The organism is Nonomuraea sp. NPDC047897, from assembly GCF_043204415.1.
GTDB lineage: Bacteria > Actinomycetota > Actinomycetes > Streptosporangiales > Streptosporangiaceae > Nonomuraea.
Genome location: NZ_JBIDCC010000003.1, coordinates 492,017 through 506,775, shown reverse-complemented (window position 1 = coordinate 506,775; position 14,759 = coordinate 492,017). Strand labels below are relative to the sequence as shown.

The following is a 14,759-nucleotide window of genomic DNA, read 5'->3' as shown; positions in this document are numbered from 1 at the left end:
CGGGGATCGGGGACCCCGCTGTGCTCAGGTGAGGGAGCTGTGGGTGATCGTCGCGTTTCGGCGTGGTGGCGGTACGACGCCGGCAGCGGCTCCCAGATGCCGTGATCGGAGCCTCCGGCCCGGGACCGTACGGTGCCGGGTCAACCGATGAGGTTCTCGATGCCGATCCCCGCGGCTGCGAGGACGGTGGACAGGGACGTGATGGCGAGCACGACGAGAGCACACCCGCCCGAGGTGGGTTTCGGTGAGTTCATTGCGGCGGCGGTCTTGTGGTAGAGCTTCACGGCGGGGTCGTTCTCGTCGTCGTAGTCCCCGTCGTGGTAGCTGATCATCTTCGCGGCGCACAATGCGCACAGCTGTCCTTGCGACACCTCGTTGCCGCAGCCGTTGCACTTCGCCATGCTGTCAACCTCCGCGTGGTCTGGTGATCGGAGCGTATAGATCAAGGCGGAGCCTCGCATCCCTTATGCATGCTCCACGTACCGCAATCATTGGCCCTGCTCCCGGGCCCGTGTGTTCGACGACCGGGGCATCCCGAACGAGCTGTCACCTGGTTTCGAGGTCTCAGCCTGGACGCCGCGCTGCGGTGGCCGGGCTCGCCCAGGCACGGCAGCCCGCGAGACGGGCGACAGCCGGCGCTTCGCCGCGCCCATGACCGAGTGGTGGGCCGAGGATGCGCAGGAGCTGCGAGCCGCCCTGCCCTGCGACCCCGGCGCGATATTCATGATCGACCTACTGAACGGCCAGTACTTCCTCCTCGACGGCAGACCGGCCTGGTCAACGGGCTGCCGTCGAGGAGGACTGGACAGCGGCGCGGACGCCTCGACGCGGTGGCGCAGATCCGGCCGAGGGCAGTGAGGGTCGCCCTGCCGTAGCGGTCCTGACGGTCAGGCGGAGCGTCGAGACAGGTCCTGCAGCACCTCGACTGCCAGGACGGCGCTCTCGTACGGCACGAACAGGTGGTCATGGCGCAGACCGGCGACCACGTTGCAGCTCACACCGGCCTCGGCGAGGGCCCGGGCGACGGCGGCGGTGAGGCCGACCGCCGCCAGCGCCGAGTGAACGCGCAGCGTGATCCAGCAGGCCACGTAGTCGTACGCCAGCCCGGCCGCGTCAGCTTCCTCCTGCCGCACCACCAGGGTGAGGCCCTCCTCCTCGGCGACCGTGACGACGGGGGTGACGCCGGACGGCACCCCGTCGCCTGCCGTGGTGAACACGTACCGGCCCGTGTTCAGCGCCGGTCGCATGCCGCCGAGGAGTTTGCGCAGATCACTCTCACCCGCCATGACGAGCACCCTACGCCCCGCGGCCGCTGACCTGCGCGGGGCCGTCACGAGCGGACGCAGGATGGACGCCAGCGGACGCCAGCGGACGCCAGCGGACGCCATGGGCATCGAAGGCGCCCGCACCGCGCCGGCCGCCGCCCACCGGGACAGATCAGTCAGCCGTCCGACGCCTTCGCTCGGTGCTCCGCGGCCTGCCGGGTACGGCCCAGAGCCGCCGCCAGGTCGGCCAGATGGCGGGCCACCGGGCCGAGCGTCAGCACGCCGCTGCCGGCCCCGGCCAGTTCCCCTTCGGCCGGCAGCAGCTCGGCGTGGACGCGTTCCACCACCGCCCGGTCGCCGAGGGCCACCGCCGCCCGTCCGGTCAGGCACCACAGGGCCTCCATCAGCAGGTCACGCGGCGGGTCCGGCACCTCCCGCAGCGCGGCGGCGGCCTGGCCCCGGCGGCCCTGTGACAGCAGCGCCAGCGGACGGATCCAGGGCACGTACGGGCCCCATCCGGCACTCTCCCCGGCGAGCCACGCGCTCGGCGACGGGCCGGCCCGCGCCGCCGCCCGCACCTCCGGCACCTCCGGCACCTCCGGAACTCCGCCGTGCCTCTCGCTCTGCGCCTCACCGGGCAGGCCGGCGGGTCCCGTGCCGTGCTGCCTGTCACCCGGACTCGCCGCTGAGGCGCGCAGCCCGTACCGCACGCGCGCGCACAGCAGCGCCAGCGGCAGCAGGCCCTGCTCCAGGCCCGGCATCCCGGCCCTGTCCAGCAGCTTCGCGGCCTGCCGGTAGGCCGCCTCCACCTCGCCGAGCGGCTCCTGCCCGGTCTCGGCCAGCCGCGTGACCCGGTACCAGCGGGTGAACACCCCCGCCAACGGCAGCTCGTGCCGCTCCGCGAGCCCGTCCACGACCGCCGCGTGGCCGTCGGCGCCGGCGAGGTCACCGAGGCCGGCGCGGGCCTGCATCCGCACCAGGTGCGCCAGCACCTCGAAGGTGACCAGGCCGTGCCGCGCCGACAGGGCCACCAGCTCGGCGCCGAGGTCGTCACGGCGGCGCGCCAGGCCGGTCCGGTCGAAGCTCTGCATGAACACGCCGTTGAGGGCGAAGGCCAGCAACGCCGGGTCGTTGAGGCCGCGGGCGATGCGTTCGGCCTGCCGGGCCGCCGACGGGCCGCGCGGCGCGTGGCCGCCGCGTGACTCCACGGCGATCGTGGCCAGCAGCCGCGCCCGGGCCGCCTCGTGACCGGCGGGAAGAGCGGCCAGGGCGCGTTCGGCCGCCGTGACCACGTGCGCCGCCTGGCGGGGGTCGTCGGAGCGGGTCCAGATGGCCGGGACGTCGTAGGCGCCGATCACCCGGGCCGTCAGTTCGGCGTCGCCCAGCTCCTCGGCGGCGGCGATGGCGGCGACGCGGTGCTCGCGAGCGGCCCGCAGGCCCCCTCCGCCGGTCACCGCGAGGGTGCGCAGCAGGCCGACCGTGGATTCCAGCCGGGCGCGGGCACCCGAGGCGACAGTGCGGTCGTACAGGGCGGCGGCCCGGGCCCACACGCGCTCGGCCGTCTCGCCTGGGTCCGGGGCCGGATTCAGGTGGTCGGCCTGGTGAAGGATGTCGCCTTCGAGGCGGCGCAGGCGGGGGCCGGGGTCCACGCCGAGCTGGTCGACGAGAAGGGTGCGGGCGCGGCGGAGCACGGCGAGCGCGTCGCCCTGCCTGCCGCTGCGGTACAGCGCGAGGGCCAGCAGCCGCCAGCCTTCCTCCCGCCAGGGGTGTTCGGCCACGTGGGCGTCGAGGTCCGGGACCGTCTCGGCGGCCCGGCCGAGGTCGAGCCGGGCGTCGGCGAACCGTTCGACGGCGTGCAGCCGCAGCTCGGCCAGGCGGGAGCGTTCGGCGCGGGCCCAGTCCTGGTCGGCGAACTCGGCGTAGGCGGGGCCGCGCCACCACCCGAGCGCCTCCCGCAGCCGGGCGGCGGCGCCGGCCGGGGGGAGTGCCGCGGCGGTGGTGACGGCGTGTTCGAAGCGCCAGGCGTCCACCTCGTCCACGCCGGCGCGCAGCACGTAACCGGGGCCTTCGGTGACCAGCAGCCGGGCGGGGGTGCGGGGTGGCCGCGCGGGTTCGAGGGCGCGGCGCAGGGCGGCGACGAACGTCCGTACGGCGCTGACCGCGCCCTGCGGGGGGTCGTCCCACAGGTCGTCGACGAGGCGGGTGACCGGGACGACGCGGCGGCGGGCGACGATGAGCCGGGCCAGGACGGCGCGGTGGCGTGGTCCCTTCAGCGCGACGGGGTCTGCGGTGGCGTCCCAGGCCGTCACCGGTCCGAGGACTCCGAACGTGACGCTCACCCCGCCGCCTTCCCCGGCGCCGTCTCACGCCGTCTCACGCCGTCACGGCCGTGCCGTCACGGCCGTGCCGACCCGGCCGTGCGGTCCCTCATCGGGGTGACCATGCCGTCCGCCGTCCGCCCGCCGTCCAGCCGCCGCCGCTGTGCCGGTCGCCCTCCTTTCGGTCACGGTAGCGCGCTGACCGGATGCTCATTCACGCCCGCCAGGCTGGAGCCGTCCGTTCAACCCCAGCAGAAAGGGTGTTCCAGTCATGGCGTGCGCCATCAACGGTTTCGACTACCGCCGCGTCCCGGTCGCCGACGGCGTGTCCCTGAACGTGGCCGTCGCCGGTTCGGGCACTCCGGTCGTGCTGTTGCACGGTTTCCCGCAGACCCACCTGATGTGGCGGCATGTGGCCGCCGATCTGGCCGCCGATCACACCGTCATCTGTCCCGACCTGCGCGGGTACGGGGCCAGCGACAAGCCCGCCGTCACCGGGCCCGGCACCTATGCCAAGCGCACGATGGCGGCCGACGTCGTGGCCCTGGCGCGGGCGCTGGGGCATGAGCGGTTCGCGCTGGCCGGGCACGACCGGGGGGCGCTGGTGGCCTTCCGCGCCGGGCTCGACCATCCGGCGGTGATCAGTCATCTGGCCTGCCTGGACGTGCTGCCGACGCTCGACATGTGGGAGGTGATGCGCGGTGTGGGCGCGGCGGTGGGCTTCCACCTGTATCTGATGGCCCAGCCGCCCGGCCTGCCCGAGCAGATGATCGCCGCGAGCGCGGACGCGTTCTTCGGCCACTTCCTCGACGGTTGGACGCGGGAGCCCGGGGCGATCCCGGCCGAGGTCCGTGCCGCCTACCTGCGGGCCTGCCGGGAGGCGGTGCCGTCGATCGTGGCCGACTATCGCGCCTCGGCCGGTGTCGACGTCGAGCACGACCGGTTGGATCGGGAGGCGGGTAACCGGCTGCGGATGCCGGTCATGGTGCTGCAGCAGGACTGGGGGGCCGCGCTCGGGTTCGACGCCGCCGGGCTGTGGGGTGCGTGGGCGTCGGATCTGCGGCACGCGACCGTCACCTGCGGTCACTTCATGGCAGAGGAGGCGCCGGCCGACATTGCCAAGGCCCTGCGGGACCTGCTCACCGGCTGACCGCCCCGCAGGGGAGACGCGGGGCGGGGCGGTCGGGTGGTCAGCCGGGCGGGTCGGCGTCGGCGTCGGTGTTGGCCGCGGGGGCGGGGGGAGAGGCGGGGGGAGAGGCGGGGGGAGAGGCGGGGCGGAGCAGCGGGTGGACGCGCATGGCGACCTCCAGCTCGCCCGGCAGCTCGTCGCGGTAGCGGCCCAGGGTGGACAGGTCGCTGTGGCCGAGCACCCGCCGCACGGCGTCCATGTCGACCGCGTCGGCCAGCAGGTGGGTGGCGGTGGTGTGCCGTAACCCGTGGGGGGTGACCGTGCGGCGCTGCGCGGGGTCGACACGGGCCTGCACCCGGTCGATCACCCCCTGGACGTCGCCCCGGGCCAGCCGCCGCCCCCGCCACGACAGCAGCAGCGCCTTGTCGGTCACCGCGGCGCGGCCCCGCTCCAGGTAGGCGTCGAGGGCGTCGGCCACGACCGCCGGCAGGGGGACGTCGCGGGTGCGGCCGCCCTTGCCGAAGATGCGCCAGTAGCGGACCCCGTCGTTGGTGAAGAAGTCTTCGACGTTGGCGCGCACCAGCTCCGACACGCGGGGGCCGACGGTCGCCAGCAGGAGCACGATCAGCGCGTCGCGCAGCTCCGTCCGCTGGTCGCGGCGGCCCTGGCGGGGCGCGCGCTCCAGGGCCCGGGCCGCGCCGAGGAGGCCCTGCGCCTGCTCGCGGGTCAACGCCCGCCGCTCGGGCCGCAGCCCGCCGCGTTGCCTGGCGGTGACGGTGGAGGCCGCCATGGGGTCGATCTGCACCCAGCCGGCCAGCACGGCGTGCTTGAACAGGGTGGAGATGGAACGGCGGAAGCGCGCCTGCGACGACGGCGACTGCGAGGACCGGGACGGCGCTCCCGATGCCGCGCCGCCGGTCGGGCCGCCGGTCGGGCCGCCGGTCGGGCCGGCGGACGGGCTGTAGGACGGGCCGGCGGGGCGGCGGCCGTCGGGTTTGCGGGCGAAGGCCAGCAGCACCGCGTCGACGTCCTCCCCGGTCAGGTCGTCCAGCACCCGCTCGCCCCCGGCCAGGGCCACGAACGTCGCCACGTCGCGCGCGTAGACCTCTGCCGTGGCCGGCGACAGCGCTCCGGTGAGCGTCTTGGCGCGCACCAGCTCCACGTAGCGGTCAGCCGCCTCAGCCACGCTCACCCGGTCGAGCTCCGCAGGCCGCACCGTCCCCCCTCGTCTCGTGGACAGCGATCCGTACAAGATCCGGTGAAGACGGTAGCGGCCGGCACCGACAAAAGTTGCCGTGACAGGCGCCGCGGCGTGCTCAGATGTCGCGGAAGGTCTCGATCCGGGCCCCGAGGGCGTTGAGGCGTTCGGCCAGGTCCTCGTAGCCGCGGTTGATGACGTACACGTTGCGCAGGACCGAGGTGCCCTCGGCGGCCATCATGGCCAGCAGGACCACCACGGCGGGGCGCAGCGCCGGCGGGCACATCATCTCGGCGCTGCGCCAGCGGGTGGGGCCCTCGACGAGCACCCGGTGCGGGTCGAGGAGCTTCACCGACGCGCCCAGCCGGGTCAGCTCGGTCAGATAGATGGCCCGGTTGTCGTAGACCCAGTCGTGGATGAGTGTCGAGCCCTGCGCCGCGGCGGCGATGGCCGCGAAGAACGGCACGTTGTCGATGTTCAGCCCCGGGAACGGCATGGGGTGGATCTTGTCGATGGGGGAGACGAGCTTCGACGGCCGCACCGTCAGGTCGACCAGGCGGGTACGGCCGTTGGCCGCCGCGTACTCGCCGCCGCGGTCGTGGTCGAGCCCCATCTCCTCCAGCACCGCCAGCTCGATCTCCAGGAACTCGACCGGCACGCGGCAGATCGTCAGCTCGGAGGAGGTGACGACGGCGGCGGCGAGCAGACTCATCGCCTCGACGGGGTCCTCGGAGGGGGAGTAGTCCACGTCGCACTCGATGTCGGGGACGCCGTGGACGGTCAGCGTGGTGGTGCCGATGCCCTCGACCTTGACGCCGAGCTGCTCCAGGAAGAAGCACAGGTCCTGGACCATGTAGTTGGAGGAGGCGTTGCGGATGACGGTGACGCCGTCATGCCGGGCGGCGGCCAGCAGGGCGTTCTCGGTCACGGTGTCGCCGCGTTCGGTCAGCACGATGGCGCGTGAGGGTGACACGGCCGGGTCGACGCGGGCGTGGTAGAAGCCGCCGGTGGCGGTGATGTCGAGGCCGAAGTGCCGCAGGGCCGACATGTGCGGCTGGACGGTGCGGGTGCCGAGGTCGCAGCCGCCCGCGTACGGGATGCGGAACTGGTCGGTGCGGTGCATCAGCGGGCCGAGGAACATGATGACGCTGCGGGTGCGGCGGGCGGCGTCGGTGTCCATCGCCTCGAGTTCGAGACGGGCCGGGGGGATGATCTCCAGGTCGTTGCCCTCGTTGATCCAGCGGGCCCGCACGCCGATGGAGGCGAGGACTTCGAGGATGCGGTAGACCTCCTCGATGCGGGCCACCTTGCGCAGGATCGTCCGGCCGGAGTTGAGCAGCGACGCGCACAGCAGGGCCACGCAGGCGTTCTTGGACGTCTTGACGTCGATGCTGCCCGACAGGCGCCGGCCGCCGATCACGCGCAGGTGCATGGGGCCGGCGTAGCCGAGGGAGACGATCTCGCTGTCGAGAGCCTCGCCGATACGGGCGATCATCTCAAGACTGATGTTCTGGTTGCCGCGCTCGATGCGGTTGACCGCGCTCTGGCTGGTGGCGAGGGCGTCGGCCAGTTGAAGCTGTGTCCACCCGCGATGCTGGCGGGCGTCCCGGATCAACCGGCCGATCCTCACAAGGTAATCATCCGTCACAAGATCCGACCATATCTCACATATGAGATGCGGTGGCGCTCGGCACCCCCGACCCGCCGACGAGCTCGCGATGGGCGGCCAGATGCTCCGGCGTGGCCTCCGGCTTGCGCTTACGCACGAACGCCTGCCGCGCCCCGCGGAAGCCGTGCCGGTCGTCGAACATGTCGCGGCTCATCTCGGCCAGCTCCTCCGCGCGGTAGGCGTCCAGGGGCTTGCGCAGCTCGTCCTGCTCGCGCGCCGCCTGCTTGGCGGCCAGCATCTCCTCGTAGCCGGGGTCGCGCGCCAGCCGCTCGGCCTCGGCCAGCACCGCCCGCTCGAAGTCGAGGCGCGGCCCGGGCAGCGCCTGGTCGGCCAGGCCCAGCGCGACCGCCTGCGCCGCGCCGATCGGCAGCGCGTCGCGGGTCAGCCGCCGCGCCTGCGCCGCGCCCACCCGCCGCGGCAGCACGTACGTCCAGTACTCCGAGCCGAACAGCCCCATCGTCCGGTAGTGCGGGTTGAGCACCACGCCCTCGCGCACCAGCACCCGGTCGGCGCCGAGGCCCATCATCACCCCGCCCGCGCCGGCGTTGCCGCCCAGGGAGGTGACGACCAGCTGTCCGGTGCATTCGATGATCCGGCGGCAGACCTGGTTGATGGCGTTGATGTTCATCCACGCCTCCATCTCCGGATGCCGCGCGGCCTCGATCACGTTGAGGTGGATGCCGTTGGAGAACACCTCGCCGCCGCGGACGACCAGGACGCGGGTGTCCTGCTCGGCGGCGTAGCGCAGGGCGGAGGCCAGGTGCCGGCACTGGTCGGTGGACATGGCGCCGTTGTAGAAGTCGAAGCTGACCACGCCGACCCGTTCGCCCCGGTCGTAGGTGACCTCGCTGTAGCCGCTCGCGTCGGCGGCGGCGGCCAGGTGGTCGCCGAGCACCGTGGCGGCGGGCAGCTTGATCGCGCCGGGCTCGTCGAGGCGCAGGTGGCCCACCCACACGGTGCCGTCGCCGGTGTGCACGAGCACCGCGTCCTCACGCCGCCCGGCCACGGTTCCCGGGGTGCCGGACAGGGCGGGGCCGCGGTAGACGTCGAAGATCCGTACCGGTAGGTCGCACAGCAGGGCGCGGCCGCCGGGCGCTCCGTCGGCGGCGCGCACGCGCCGCAGGATCGCGTCGGTGGGCTCGGTCCAGGAGAACTGCCGGTCGGCGTGGCGCATGGCCGGCCGGAGCCGGCCGCGCACCTCGGGCCGGTCGTAGTCGAGGGGGGCGGGGGCGAAGGAGGGGTCGGCGGCCTTGGCGGCGACCTCCAGCACGAGTTCGACGGCGGCGTCGGCGACGGGCCCGTTGTAGAGGGCGGACTTGCGGGGCGGCTCGGCCGGCATGGGGAAGGTGCGGTAGCCCCAGATGGGGCCGGCGTCCATCTCCTCGACGGCCTGCAGGGCGGTGACGCCCCATTCGGGTTCGGCGTCGAGGATGGCCCAGTCGAGGGAGGAGGGGCCGCGGTCGCCGGGCGGGCCGGGGTGGATGATGATCGTCCGCTGGGTGCGCCACAGCCGGGAGGGGACCTTCTCCTTCAGGAAGGGGCAGATCACCAGGTCGGGTTTGGCCAGTTGGGCGGCCTCCAGCATCACCTGCTCCGACAGCGCCAGCTCGATGCTGACGTCGTGTCCGGCCCGGCGCAGTTCCAGCCAGGCGCGCTGGGTGAGGCCGTTGAACGAGGAGCAGAGCAGCAAGATACGCAAGGGGGAGCTTCCTTCGGGCGGTCGTTCGAGCGGGGCGGGCGCGGGCCCGCGGTGCGGACGGGGTCGTGCGCGGGCCGGCCGGGCGGGCCTGGTGGGTGCTCGTCCCACCGGTCCCGTCTCTTTTCGACCGTCCCATATGACCCGTACATCTCTCGATGCTGACATGTACTGGCAAGCGGTGTTGACACCTCTCCACAGAAAGCCGCCCACAACCGTGGTATTTGTCCTGGTTTGTACGGATTTGGTGAGGGAGAAAAGCCGCCCACACCCCCACCCCGCCGGCCCCACCCCCGGACCGAAACCCGCCACCGACCGTACCGACCCGCCCCCTCAGCGCAACAGCACCAAAGGCGCCCGGCGGCCCAGCACCGGCCTCAGCGCGGCAGCAGCGTCAGCGCGGCAGCAGAGCGTCCCGCAGCCGCCCCGCCACCCACCCCGTGTACGCCTCCCGCGCCCAGCCGCACCGCGTCACCAGCGCGTCGTAGTGAGCCGGATCGTTGAAGAACCACACCACGTCGACCGCCCGGTCGCCCTCGACCGCGAGCGGCCCCAGCGCGAGCAGCCGCTCGACCACCATGCCCGCCCCCGACCGCCGGTTGCCCACCATGGACTCCCACAGCTCGGCCACCTCCGCGGCGGCGTCCGCCGCCCGCCGCACCGTCTCGAACACCCCCGAGGCCCGCCCGCCGACCAGCGCGACCACCTCGGCGTAGGCGTCGAGCACCGCCCGCTGCGTGCCCGCCTCCAGCACGGGCCGAAACCACGGCCGCTCCGCCACCGCAACCGGCTCGTCGTCACCGGCCAGCGCCTCGTCCACCACCTGACGCAGCAACGCCGGCTTGGAACCGAACGCGGCGAAGACGGTGGGACGCGCCACACCCGCGGCGGCGGCCACGTCGGCCAGCGAGGTCGCGACATATCCCCGGGTGGCGAACAGCTCACGGGCCGCCGCGACCACCATCTGCCGCGTGCGGCGGGCGCTCTCCTCGCGCAGCGGGGACTGGTAGCGCCGTCTGGCCGGGACGGGGTTGACACCGCTCATGCTTCGGAGATACTAGCAGCATGTTGAACATACCTATGTCTATCGAATAGAAGGCGTTATGGCCATGTTCGTGCTCGCCACCCTCACCGCCGCCGCCCTGCTGCCCCTGACCCCGTCCACCGCCCCGTCCACCGCCTGGGGACCCCACCACGCACCCGGCGGCAAGGCCACCGCCACCGGCCGCCTGTCCGCCGGAGTCCTCGACACCCGCACCACCCCGCCCGTCGCCACCATCCGCGTCACCGGAACCCTGCGCGACCGCACCCGAGGACCTTCCTGCGCCCTGGCGGTCTTCCGCATCACCCACCTCGCCGGCGACGGATCGCTCCCCTTCACCCACAAGACCATCCGCACCTGCTCCTCCCGCACCGCCCACCGCTTCACCTTCACCCGCGCACGCGTGTTCCTCGTCGAGCTGAAGGTCTGCGCCGAAACCGGCCGCACCCCCTCCGACACCTGCCTGTACGCCGGCACCTGGAAATCCCTGTACGCCTCCTCCTGACCCCCGCACCCGAAGACCGGCCATGAGACACACCCCCCGACCCGCACACCCGGGGGAGCGGCGGCCCTTCCCCCGCCACCGCACGCGGTCGCCGAAACCACACCCCCCACAGACGATCAGCGGAGGGAAGGGCCGGGCGCCACCGGGACGCCCGGCCGCCCACTCACCCCGGCGGCACCTGCCCGTTCTTGGCCACCGGCACACCGAGCCGCACCGCACCCGTCAGCGTGGCCCGCTCCAGCGGCAGCGAACCCAGCACCGGGTTCAGATGCCGCAGGCTCAACGTCACCGGCGCGATCGCCGGAGCCAGCACGTCGAACATCTCCAGATCCACCCAGCGCACCACCCGCAGCACCTCCGGCGGGATCACGTCACCGCCCTTGTGCATCGGCACGCACAACTGCCGGGCCTCAAGCACCCGCACCGTCGCCGGGGGAATCTGCCCCGTCAGCACCGGGTTCAGCTGCCTGAGGTTCAGCGCCCGGTTCATCGGCGCGTTCGGCGTGATCCCGTAGCACAGCAGGTCGATGTGCCGCACCAGCCGCAGCACCTCCGGCGGCGGCGCCACCCCGTTCTTTGCCACCGGCACGCACAACTGCTGCGCCCGGCCCAGCACGACCTCGGTGCGCGGCAGGTCCTGCAGCACCGGATTGAGATGGCTGAGCACCAGCGCCTTGCCCGTCGCCGGGGTGACGACCCGGTAGCAGGCCAGGTCGACGAACCTGACGAAGTCCAGGACCTCCGGCGGCGGGATCACGTTGTTCTTGGCGACCGGCACGCACAACTGCTCGCGCACGCCCAGCGTGACCTGCTCGGGCGGCAGATCGTTGAGCACCGGGTTGAGGTGCCGCAGCGCCAGGCCCACGGCCGGCGGCTGGTACGGGTCGGTCTTGAAGCACTCAAGATCGAGGTACGACACGAAATCCTTCGGCGTGGGCGGCGCCATCGCCGCGGCGGGCGGCGCGACGACAAACGCCACGACGACAATTCCCAGAGCCATGGACAACACGCGCCGGATCAGCATCCGGGCGCGCCGGCGTCCGCGGACGGGTCGGTCCACCATTCCTCCATCGGTCGTGGATTCTTGCTGGTCACCCCTCACTTTCTGCGTGCCCGGCAGGCTTGGCAAGATTAGTGGCCGCTTTTCGCTATTTCTCGACGGACGCCGGACTATACATGCCGCCCATAACCGCCGGGGGAGTTGTCGCGGTATTTTTCGCGCATTCCTGTCGAACAATTCGGGCGGTGCGGTATTCCGGCGGGGGAGCGGGTCCGTCCCGCCGGCGCCCGCCTGCGTCGCCCCGGCGGCCGGGACTTGGGAACGAGCGCGGACCCCGGGGTCGGAGCCGCGCCGGGCGTCGTGTTTTCGCTGGGCGCGGCGATCGTCGTAGGCCGGGCGTTTTCGGGGGTCGGCGGCGGCCGGGTGTTCCGCGTTCAGAACAGGCTGATGCGATACCGGACAGAATCCACCTTCTGTCCGGTATCGCATGGTTCGTGATGGTCAGAGGCGGTTGACGAAGCGGGTGGCGGCTCGGTGGCTCATGCCGGTCTCGCCGCGCACGAGGAAGACGGCCTCCTGGAGTTGGCCCATCGCCTTGAGCTCACGGGCCTGGTCGACCAGGTCGTTGCTGGGGGCGGGGCGGTTGCGGGGGCGCTGGGTGAGGCGGACGGCCAGGACGATCAGAAAGATGATCGCGGCGGTCACGACGGCGGTGAGCGCGATGAGGCCCGGGGTGGAGATCGCCAGGCTGTGCATGCATTGATCGTAGCCTCGCCTTGACCCGAATGTCAGAGGGCGTTGACGGCTCGGCGTGTTTCGGGATGTGTTCCCGGCGGTCCGGTGGTGCGCCGGTGACTTTGCGGGGTCGGTGCGCGTGGGGTGACGAGAATCACGCTGTGGGTGATCGGCGGTGACGGGGTGCCGGGACGCCGGGTGCGGGCGGCCGGCGGCCGGGCGTTCGCCCTAGCCGGAGCCACTTTCCGTGATTGCTCGATAATGAACATTATGTCAAGTAAGTCTGATGGTGACCGTCCGTGAGCATGACGGTTCGCTTGACCTTCAGTTGATTCGCTGTCCCCCGGCTCGGCCGCGGTTTAGTGTGGGAATCTGCTATCCGCGCCGCGAGAGGAGCAGCACGTGGGGACTCAGTCGGTCTTGTGCTCGGTGTGCCAGGGGGTTCTGCCCGCCACGGGCCGTGAGTCGTACACGGCGGTGCGCGGGCGGCTGATCGTGACCAACGGTTACTGCGCCGGCGGGTGCGCCGAGCGGCTCGCCGAGGCCGAACGTGAGCGTGAGGCGGCACGGCAGGCGGCTGCGGCTCAGCGGCTGCCTCAGGTGCCGCAGGCTCCGGCGCCGGTGCGGATGGCTCCCGTCCGCCTCTGACCGGCGCGATGGGTGCTGGCCGCTCCCCCATGACCGGGCGCGCTCAGAGGTGGCCCTGCGCCGTGTGCCAGTAGTCGCGGGTGCGTACGGCGAGGCCGTCGGCGTCAAAGCGGACGAACACGCAGCCGGCCAGCGTGAGGGGTGTCCCGCTGTCGCCGAAGGCGTGCACCCGGAACTCGATCGCGGCCTGGTCGCCGTCCACGAGCGGCGGCGCGAAGGTGACCTGCTGGACGGTCCCCCCTCGAAGGACCAGCGGATGTAGTCGGCGGTGACTCCTCCGCTCCCTGAAGGGAGCGGCTTCTCGCTAAGCCGCTTCCGCAGCGTCGCGAAGGGCAAGCCCTGCCCTCAGGATGTTGGTCGCCGCGTTCACGTCGGCGTGCCCGGTGTGCCCGCACGCCGTACAGGCGAACGCGGCCTGGGTGAGACGGTTCTCCTTCGCGCAGTGCCCGCAGCGCGAGCACGTGCGGGAGGTGTTGCGGGGATCGACTGCGATCAGCTCTCGACCGGCGCTTTCAGCCTTGTGCGCGAGGATCGTCAGGAACACCCCCCAACCCGCGTCAAGAATCGAACGGTTGAGCCCGGACTTGGCGGCGACGTTACGGCCGGGGGCGTCGATCGTGCCGGACGCCGAACGGGTCATGTGGATGATCCGCAGGTCCTCGTGCACGATCACGTCATAGCCGCCGACCAGCGCCAAGGCGGCCTTGTGCGCGCCGTCCACCCGCTGCCGCCGCACCTTGGCGTGCAACGCCGCCACCCGGGCCACCGCCTTACGGCGACGCCTGGACCCACGCTTCTTGCGGGCGAGATCGCGCTGGGCCGACGCCAGACGGCCGGCGCAGGCGGCCAGGTGCCGCCGGTTGTCGATATGGTGACCGTCGCTGGTCGTGACCAGCGAGGCGACACCCAGGTCGATCCCCGCGACCACACCCGTGGCGGGCAGCGGCCGCGCGGGCACCTCGTCACACGACAGCACCACGAACCAGCGCGAGCCCTCGCGCTTCACGGCGATCGTCTTCACGCGGCCCTTGACCCGGCGGTGCTGATGCACCCGCACATGGCCGATGCCGAGCAGGTAAACCCGTGTCACCGGTTCATGTGGCTGGGAGTCCCAGGTCGCGCCGTTCTTGGTTGCGGGCCACTCGACCGTGTCGAACCAGCCCCGGCCCTTGAACCGCGGGTAGCCGGGCTTCGCCCCCTTCTTGATCCGGCGGAAGAACGCGGCGAACGCCTTGTCCAGACGGCGAAGAGTCTGCTGCTGCGAGCCCGCCGACCAGCGGCCCTGCCCATCCAGATCGTCGGCGCGGATGTGCTTCAACTCAGCCGACTGATCTCCGTACCGGACCGTGACACCGGCCTTGGCGTAGGCGGTGCGCCGGTGCTCCAGAGCGGCGTTGTACAGCTGCCGGTGATCCTCCAGGCAAGCGGCGAGCGCGGCCGCCTGGCGAGCCGTGGGGCGCAGCAGGAACCGGAACGACCGGCGCACACCCATCTCCCACGCTCGGTAACGGCACGACCACGGTATCGGCAGGCACCGACAAAACCCGGAAAGGA

Annotated in this window: 15 protein-coding genes; 4 read left to right on the top strand and 11 right to left on the bottom strand. The window is 72.4% G+C overall.

Annotated elements, in window-relative coordinates:
- Positions 1 to 140: 140 nt before the first annotated feature.
- Positions 141 to 401, bottom strand: coding sequence for a hypothetical protein (locus ACGF0J_RS09385; RefSeq protein WP_393143713.1), 261 nt, complete (start codon positions 399 to 401; stop codon positions 141 to 143).
- A gap of 112 nt (positions 402 to 513) precedes the next feature.
- Here ACGF0J_RS09385 and ACGF0J_RS09380 point away from each other — a divergent pair, with 112 nt between their 5' ends.
- The gene (locus tag ACGF0J_RS09380) at positions 514 to 858 is read left to right on the top strand and encodes a hypothetical protein (RefSeq protein ID WP_393143711.1); all 345 of its coding nucleotides are present in this window, start codon (positions 514 to 516) and stop codon (positions 856 to 858) included.
- Positions 859 to 887: 29 nt separating this feature from the next.
- Here the strand turns inward: ACGF0J_RS09380 and ACGF0J_RS09375 are convergent, their stop codons facing one another.
- Both ACGF0J_RS09375 and ACGF0J_RS09370 read right to left on the bottom strand, forming a co-directional pair.
- Positions 888 to 1,286, bottom strand: a complete 399-nt coding sequence (locus ACGF0J_RS09375; RefSeq protein ID WP_393143709.1) for an ACT domain-containing protein — start codon at positions 1,284 to 1,286, stop codon at positions 888 to 890.
- Between the two features lie 155 nt (positions 1,287 to 1,441).
- On the bottom strand, positions 1,442 to 3,604 hold the full coding sequence (locus ACGF0J_RS09370) for a BTAD domain-containing putative transcriptional regulator (protein WP_393143707.1): 2,163 nt from the start codon (positions 3,602 to 3,604) through the stop codon (positions 1,442 to 1,444).
- Positions 3,605 to 3,854: 250 nt separating this feature from the next.
- On the opposite strand from ACGF0J_RS09370, the gene ACGF0J_RS09365 reads away from it, so the two are divergent.
- On the top strand, positions 3,855 to 4,733 hold the full coding sequence (locus ACGF0J_RS09365; RefSeq protein WP_393143705.1) for an alpha/beta fold hydrolase: 879 nt from the start codon (positions 3,855 to 3,857) through the stop codon (positions 4,731 to 4,733).
- 40 nt (positions 4,734 to 4,773) lie between these two features.
- Here ACGF0J_RS09365 and ACGF0J_RS09360 read toward each other — a convergent pair whose 3' ends face one another.
- From ACGF0J_RS09360 to ACGF0J_RS09345, 4 genes are all read right to left on the bottom strand, one after another.
- A complete protein-coding gene (locus ACGF0J_RS09360; protein WP_393143703.1) occupies positions 4,774 to 5,928 on the bottom strand; it encodes a tyrosine-type recombinase/integrase in 1,155 nt (384 codons plus the stop codon).
- A gap of 100 nt (positions 5,929 to 6,028) precedes the next feature.
- A complete protein-coding gene (locus ACGF0J_RS09355) occupies positions 6,029 to 7,525 on the bottom strand; it encodes a UDP-N-acetylglucosamine 1-carboxyvinyltransferase (RefSeq protein ID WP_393143701.1) in 1,497 nt (498 codons plus the stop codon).
- A 49-nt stretch (positions 7,526 to 7,574) separates the two neighbouring features.
- Positions 7,575 to 9,278, bottom strand: a complete 1,704-nt coding sequence (locus tag ACGF0J_RS09350) for an enoyl-CoA hydratase-related protein (protein WP_393143699.1) — start codon at positions 9,276 to 9,278, stop codon at positions 7,575 to 7,577.
- A 391-nt stretch (positions 9,279 to 9,669) separates the two neighbouring features.
- Positions 9,670 to 10,320, bottom strand: coding sequence for a TetR/AcrR family transcriptional regulator (locus tag ACGF0J_RS09345; RefSeq protein ID WP_393143697.1), 651 nt, complete (start codon positions 10,318 to 10,320; stop codon positions 9,670 to 9,672).
- Positions 10,321 to 10,378: 58 nt separating this feature from the next.
- On the opposite strand from ACGF0J_RS09345, the gene ACGF0J_RS09340 reads away from it, so the two are divergent.
- A complete protein-coding gene (locus ACGF0J_RS09340; protein WP_393143695.1) occupies positions 10,379 to 10,822 on the top strand; it encodes a hypothetical protein in 444 nt (147 codons plus the stop codon).
- 163 nt (positions 10,823 to 10,985) lie between these two features.
- Here the strand turns inward: ACGF0J_RS09340 and ACGF0J_RS09335 are convergent, their stop codons facing one another.
- Positions 10,986 to 11,801: a hypothetical protein gene (locus ACGF0J_RS09335; RefSeq protein ID WP_393143693.1), complete on the bottom strand. Its 816-nt coding sequence runs from the start codon at positions 11,799 to 11,801 to the stop codon at positions 10,986 to 10,988.
- A 522-nt stretch (positions 11,802 to 12,323) separates the two neighbouring features.
- Entirely contained in the window at positions 12,324 to 12,578 is a 255-nt protein-coding gene (locus ACGF0J_RS09330) for a hypothetical protein (RefSeq protein ID WP_393143691.1), read from the bottom strand.
- A 381-nt stretch (positions 12,579 to 12,959) separates the two neighbouring features.
- On the opposite strand from ACGF0J_RS09330, the gene ACGF0J_RS09325 reads away from it, so the two are divergent.
- On the top strand, positions 12,960 to 13,205 hold the full coding sequence (locus tag ACGF0J_RS09325; RefSeq protein WP_393143689.1) for a hypothetical protein: 246 nt from the start codon (positions 12,960 to 12,962) through the stop codon (positions 13,203 to 13,205).
- Positions 13,206 to 13,248: 43 nt separating this feature from the next.
- On the opposite strand, the gene ACGF0J_RS09320 is transcribed toward ACGF0J_RS09325, so the two are convergent.
- Together ACGF0J_RS09320 and ACGF0J_RS09315 are read right to left on the bottom strand one after the other, a co-directional pair.
- Positions 13,249 to 13,407 carry a hypothetical protein gene (locus ACGF0J_RS09320; RefSeq protein ID WP_393143687.1) on the bottom strand — a complete coding sequence of 53 codons (159 nt, stop codon included), beginning with the start codon at positions 13,405 to 13,407 and terminating at the stop codon, positions 13,249 to 13,251.
- A gap of 102 nt (positions 13,408 to 13,509) precedes the next feature.
- Positions 13,510 to 14,697, bottom strand: coding sequence for an RNA-guided endonuclease InsQ/TnpB family protein (locus tag ACGF0J_RS09315; protein ID WP_393143685.1), 1,188 nt, complete (start codon positions 14,695 to 14,697; stop codon positions 13,510 to 13,512).
- Positions 14,698 to 14,759: the final 62 nt, after the last annotated feature.

Coding starts and splice junctions, on each gene's coding strand:
- ACGF0J_RS09375 (WP_393143709.1), bottom strand. CDS start 1,286: ATGGCGGGTGAGAGTGATCTGCGCAAACTCCTCGGCGGCATGCGACCG.
- ACGF0J_RS09330 (WP_393143691.1), bottom strand. CDS start 12,578: ATGCACAGCCTGGCGATCTCCACCCCGGGCCTCATCGCGCTCACCGCC.
- ACGF0J_RS09385 (WP_393143713.1), bottom strand. CDS start 401: ATGGCGAAGTGCAACGGCTGCGGCAACGAGGTGTCGCAAGGACAGCTG.
- ACGF0J_RS09315 (WP_393143685.1), bottom strand. CDS start 14,697: ATGGGTGTGCGCCGGTCGTTCCGGTTCCTGCTGCGCCCCACGGCTCGC.
- ACGF0J_RS09340 (WP_393143695.1), top strand. CDS start 10,379: ATGGCCATGTTCGTGCTCGCCACCCTCACCGCCGCCGCCCTGCTGCCC.
- ACGF0J_RS09365 (WP_393143705.1), top strand. CDS start 3,855: ATGGCGTGCGCCATCAACGGTTTCGACTACCGCCGCGTCCCGGTCGCC.
- ACGF0J_RS09345 (WP_393143697.1), bottom strand. CDS start 10,320: ATGAGCGGTGTCAACCCCGTCCCGGCCAGACGGCGCTACCAGTCCCCG.